The 3,725-nt window shown below is 41.9% G+C and carries 6 protein-coding genes; 5 read left to right on the top strand and 1 reads right to left on the bottom strand.

Features of this window, described 5'->3' with window-relative positions; all coding sequences use genetic code 11:
- Window positions 1-447 (bottom strand): two-component regulator propeller domain-containing protein (locus tag PHX29_07145; protein ID MDD5605659.1); only part of this gene is annotated, 447 nt, incomplete at its 3' end.
- A gap of 389 nt (window positions 448-836) precedes the next feature.
- Between PHX29_07145 and PHX29_07140 the strand changes: the two genes are divergently transcribed.
- From PHX29_07140 to PHX29_07120, 5 genes are all read left to right on the top strand, one after another.
- On the top strand, window positions 837-1,007 hold the full coding sequence (locus PHX29_07140) for a hypothetical protein (GenBank protein MDD5605658.1): 171 nt from the start codon (window positions 837-839) through the stop codon (window positions 1,005-1,007).
- A 141-nt stretch (window positions 1,008-1,148) separates the two neighbouring features.
- Window positions 1,149-1,505, top strand: a complete 357-nt coding sequence (locus tag PHX29_07135; GenBank protein ID MDD5605657.1) for a hypothetical protein — start codon at window positions 1,149-1,151, stop codon at window positions 1,503-1,505.
- Window positions 1,451-2,854, top strand: a complete 1,404-nt coding sequence (locus PHX29_07130) for a 4Fe-4S binding protein (protein ID MDD5605656.1) — start codon at window positions 1,451-1,453, stop codon at window positions 2,852-2,854. Before PHX29_07135 ends, PHX29_07130 begins: the two co-directional genes overlap by 55 nt.
- 44 nt (window positions 2,855-2,898) lie before the next feature.
- Window positions 2,899-3,336, top strand: coding sequence for an HIT domain-containing protein (locus PHX29_07125; protein MDD5605655.1), 438 nt, complete (start codon window positions 2,899-2,901; stop codon window positions 3,334-3,336).
- A 77-nt stretch (window positions 3,337-3,413) separates the two neighbouring features.
- On the top strand, window positions 3,414-3,725 hold a 312-nt coding region (locus tag PHX29_07120; GenBank protein MDD5605654.1), incomplete at its 3' end, for a 3,4-dihydroxy-2-butanone-4-phosphate synthase.

Raw genomic sequence — 3,725 nt, 5'->3', positions numbered from 1 at the left:
ACCTCGGCTATCTTCAAATATTGCTGTAATTGAATCATTGCTTATGCTGCCAGGATCTTCCGGATTGTTAAGGTAAGCCGAAAATGTTTTGGTTGTATAGTTAAAAAGATTAAGGCCTTTTTGCGTGCCTACCCAAAGTTGTCCATTGCTTGTTTCGTTTATCACTCTTATGTCCGGATTAGAAATACTCGACTTGCCATCAAATACCTGAAATTCTCTATTAGAAGATTTGTTTAGCCCCCGCATGGTTCCTATCCACATATACCCATAGTGATCTTGAAAAATAGCTTTAATGTAATTATTTGACAGTCCATCTTTTGTGGTAATGCTATCAAAATTTAAATAATTATTTGAACTAGCTTCAATTTTTATGATTAGAGAAGGTAAAAATGATACAAACAAAAATACAATAATGGCAGGTAGTATGGTTAGACTAAAGCGCCTCATTTAATTGTCCAAAACATATATGATACATATTCTGCCCCACACTATTCTCAAGCATTTAACGTTATCCCGACCCATTGCCACATCAGAATTATATAGCTCACAGCAAAACCTTATTGTATAGCATATCCTTCTATTCTTTTTAGAATATCAAACACCTTATAAACTCGAAAGTCAATGAGATGCCGGCCTTTCTAGTTGAATATAACGTATTTGTAATATCGAGTGGTCGTATTTTTATGCTGTTCGTTATATGTTGGCGGTTAAATCTTTACAAACGGGATATAGGCGTATAATGCTGAGCCTTTTCGCCAGCTCTAGTTAATGGTCTATATAAGATCATTTTATAAAATGAAGCCTTACCGAAACATAGTATCAAAAAGGGGTAATCGATGGAAAGAGGTAATTCTAGAAGTACGATTGGCTTGAAGGTCACCACCAAAAATAAGCTGGATAAGAACCGTGCGCCTGGCCAGTGTTATGACGGCTTCCTTTGTCAGCTGGTGGATATGTGGGAAGAGACACGCAGTGCCAATGGCATAACCAATAATACTCTTAAATAAAATTATCGTTAACCGAAATGATACAAGATTACTCTAGTTTGAAGTAACAATCTTGGTAGAAAAGGAGGATAAGGCTTATTGATTATTAATGAATGAATCAATCTGAGTAACCTGCAACAATAAATTAAAAGGAGATCTTAAATGTCTGAAAACGAAAAGAAAACTACAAGAAGAGAATTCTTGAAAAATGTCGCTCCGCTTGTTGGTGGAGTTGCCGTTAGCGGCGCAGCGCTTGCTGGTTGTAAGGGGTCGGTTGGTGCCGCTGGTCCACAAGGCCCAGCAGGTATACAAGGCCCAGCAGGTCCACAAGGCCCAAAGGGTGATATGGGCCTAACCGGCAACGTCGTAGCAGCAACAAATGTTTTGACTACGACACGCATCCAACCCCCCCTCTTTATTCAAAAGCTGTCTCTGATTCAGAACTTGCTGGAATGGAATGCGAGATGGCTGGCGTTAAAATGCGAACACCTTTCGGCATCGGTTTCATTGGCGGGGTAACCGTTCCTAATGAATTCCTTAGAAACGCTCAAGCAGGCTGCGGGCATATGTGTGTTCAAATTGACTACAAGCCGAATAAGGAGCAGTGCGACGCTATTCTTGCCGAAACGGAAATGGTGGACGATAGCCCTATCCCAGAGATATACACAGATCCTGAAGGTAAAGAGCAGCTTATTGGCCATGCAAAACCCATTTGGACTTCATATGGTATGGCCGGGTATTGCTATTTCCCTGGTGGAAGTGGCGTTGGGCATTTTGGACTTGATCCACGGATCGAGGCAATTAAGCCCAACCTCTCTGGATATTATCCCACCCAAGACCAATGGGAAGCACAATTCGACAAGGTCGGCAAATTGATTTCAGAATCGAAGAAACTTTTGCCGGAGAACACGCCTTTGGTTGGAATATTCCGCGGTATTGGTGCTACTCCCAAAGGATATACGTATAATGCTAAGTTTGTTGAAGATATGGGCGCAGACATGGTGCTGCTTAACTGCGCATGCCCTGACAATACTCCATATGACTACATGTACAAATGGTATAAGCAAGGTGATATTCCTGCTCGGGGTAAGAGTTTCTACGGCATGTTGCTGTGGAGAGACAAAATGGCGAATATCATAAGAGAAATCAAGAAAGTTGTCAAAATCCCTCTTGGTGTCAAGATGTCTACCGAAGTTGGTTGTTTGGACTATGTATGGTGTTGCGAAGAATTCTTAAAGGCAGGGTGTGATTTTATTGAGACCATGAATTGTGGTCAGATTACCTTACCACCTGACATATACAATCCGAAGACCTCGCCTGTTGAAACTCAGGTCTATAATAAACTAACAACCGCTTTCAATGGCCCCGGTTTGCTCAATGTCAACTTTAAAGATGTAGGCATAGTCGGCCATTTTGTGCCAAAGATGGGTATAATGTCAACAGGCGGGCTTACAGACCCTGAACATGTTGTGCAGGCGCTTATGCTTGGCGCGCATTGTACCAACCAGGTAACTGCTGTTGAAGCTCGAGGCAGAGATGTTATAAGGGAAAATGTACACTTTCTACACAACTTCATGAAACAGCAGGGCTACTCTTCCGTTAAAGAAATCATCGGGATTCATCAACCTTACCTCAAGGACTGGGATCACATTTGGGGTAACTCTCAGTCAGTGAAGCGCTTCTCAGCTGTTGACACTTCAAAGTGTGTTGGTTGTGGTATTTGTGCCGATAGGCCACATGCAACATGCCCTGAAGGTTGTTGCACGATGGAAAATGGACATGTTGTTGTGCATCCAGAATTATGTCTAAATTGCGAACGATGTGTCGTGTATTGCCCTTATGGCGCTAGGTTCATGGTTAATGCATAGACATACAGCATGGTATTGAACGCAGTACTGAAGGAGTTGACAAAATGACTGAATGCGCCATATGTAGAGTAATTCTAGAGCCCTCTCTCCCATGGAAGGTTTATGAGACTGAGCATGTCGCTGCAGTTCTTGAAAGTTATCCAATGCATAAGGGGCATACCCTCGTTTTTCCTAAAAAGCACTATGACACTTTAATGGATATGCCGTTGGAGGAAGTGGCCGAGTTGTTTAAGAGCGTAGCAAGTGTGGCCCAAGCTGTAATAAATCTGCCAGGAGTGGAAGGGATCACGTTAATCCAGGGTAACGGAGAATGCGCTTGGCAGAATATACCACACGTCTATGTCAATGTTATCCCGAGGTACGAAGGTGACAGGATAAAGATTGCGCACCCTTCAAGTAGAATATCGAATGAAATTCAAGAAGAGGTACTGCAATCACTGGTTAAAGAAATCAATGAAGCTATTGCTCTTGAAGCTCCATGATAAGATTGGGTGATTAAAAGATTGTGGCTATTTTGGCAACATGATACGAATATGGTTTTGAATAATATGGAAATGTATTGGTTTTAGAAGGAGTATGCCCTCCTGGTGAATGTCTTCACCAGGAGGGCATAGCATTATCACATGGGGAGAAAAGGAAGAAAGGTATGAAGTTTGCACAGGTTGAAGAAGCTATCGATGAAATTAAAGCTGGCCGTTTCGTTATAATTGTTGACGATGAAGACAGAGAGAATGAGGGAGACTTAGCTATTGCTGCAGAAAAGATTACTCCTGAGGCTGTAAACTTTATGTGTGTGCATGCCAGGGTGCTAATATGTCTACCTGCAACACGTGAACGGTTAGAACAATTGAATATCCCATTAATGGTTAAT

Source organism: Dehalococcoidales bacterium (assembly GCA_028717385.1).
Classification (GTDB): domain Bacteria; phylum Chloroflexota; class Dehalococcoidia; order Dehalococcoidales; family CSSed11-197; genus CSSed11-197.
Note: the sequence above shows the minus strand (reverse complement) of the source record. Positions and strands in the feature narration are given on the sequence as shown.

Excerpts from the sequence above, each read along its gene's own strand:
- PHX29_07135 (MDD5605657.1), top strand. The coding sequence starts at position 1,149 with ATGTCTGAAAACGAAAAGAAAACTACAAGAAGAGAATTCTTGAAAAAT.
- PHX29_07130 (MDD5605656.1), top strand. The coding sequence starts at position 1,451 with ATGGCTGGCGTTAAAATGCGAACACCTTTCGGCATCGGTTTCATTGGC.
- PHX29_07140 (MDD5605658.1), top strand. The coding sequence starts at position 837 with ATGGAAAGAGGTAATTCTAGAAGTACGATTGGCTTGAAGGTCACCACC.
- PHX29_07125 (MDD5605655.1), top strand. The coding sequence starts at position 2,899 with ATGACTGAATGCGCCATATGTAGAGTAATTCTAGAGCCCTCTCTCCCA.